Below are 1,012 nucleotides of genomic sequence, written 5' to 3'. Positions count from 1 at the left end.
AAAAAATAATACATTCCGTTTTTATTTTGATTTATACAAAAAAGATGAGTATGGGGGAGTGAGTAAAGCCAAAAGCTTTACAGGTATTTACAAAATCAAAAAGGAAGATGAGGAATATATCATGTATCCTACTGATTTTAAACTAGGGCCTCCTTCAGGCTAGGGTATTATTCCTCCTATTTTGTCCACTTGGTAGGTGAAGATTTTAATTTGGCTTAAGTATTTCTGAACGAGAATGGGGATAAGAATAAATTATGAAATACTTTTTTTTGATTTTTTTGTCAGGTTTCTTTTTTCAAAATAAAGGAAAGAAACTGATAGCTGATGGTAGTGCCCAAATTGAAATTTTTTCAGACTCTGTTCGGTGTGATAATACTTTGCTGTTGTCGTGTACTTATCCTGTGATTAGCCTTAGTCAAAGTTCTCCTGCCGGAAAAATTAATTTGATGATATTACAAAAATATATCAATGATTGGTGTTTGGATGAAGATTGTACCAGTTTAGAGGAGGTTTTTTATGAGGTGGCTAAGCAATTTAAAGATTGCTGTAATGGGCATTGTGTCTATTATTCAGGAGGGTTTAAAACAACATATAATAAAAATGGTCTATTAAGCCTATTATTATATACCGAGTCTAGAAGAATTAATTGGGATCGAATTACCTTTAATTTGGAGACGGGTGATAGGGTTGATTATCAGTTCTTTTTGACTGAGATCGGAGAAAAGGCCTTAATAGATAGAATTGATTTATTTCTTCATGATAAGATTCAAAAGGAGCTTAAAGAAATTAGAGCAAATGGTTTTGAAGAAGAAGAAAGTCTGATTAGGGAAATTGACCCTGATGCTTACCATTTTACAAGGACTTGGTTAAATACATTTTATTTTACAGAAGAGAAAAATGTTGGGGGAGTTAGGTGGCATTATTACAACCGTAAATTAGAAGAATTGGATGGTGGGAGTAAGTATCTAGATGTCTTTTTCTCTTTTGAAGAACTCGACCCTTACCTCAAAGC

1 protein-coding gene is annotated in these 1,012 nt (G+C 32.9%); it reads left to right on the top strand.

Annotated elements, in window-relative coordinates:
- Positions 1-254: 254 nt before the first annotated feature.
- On the top strand, positions 255-1,012 hold a 758-nt coding region (locus E1171_RS00810), incomplete at its 3' end, for a hypothetical protein (protein WP_155203154.1).

It is taken from the genome of Xanthovirga aplysinae (assembly GCF_009711365.1).
GTDB classification, from domain to species: domain Bacteria; phylum Bacteroidota; class Bacteroidia; order Cytophagales; family Cyclobacteriaceae; genus Xanthovirga; species Xanthovirga aplysinae.
This window is presented reverse-complemented; position numbering and strand designations above follow the sequence as displayed.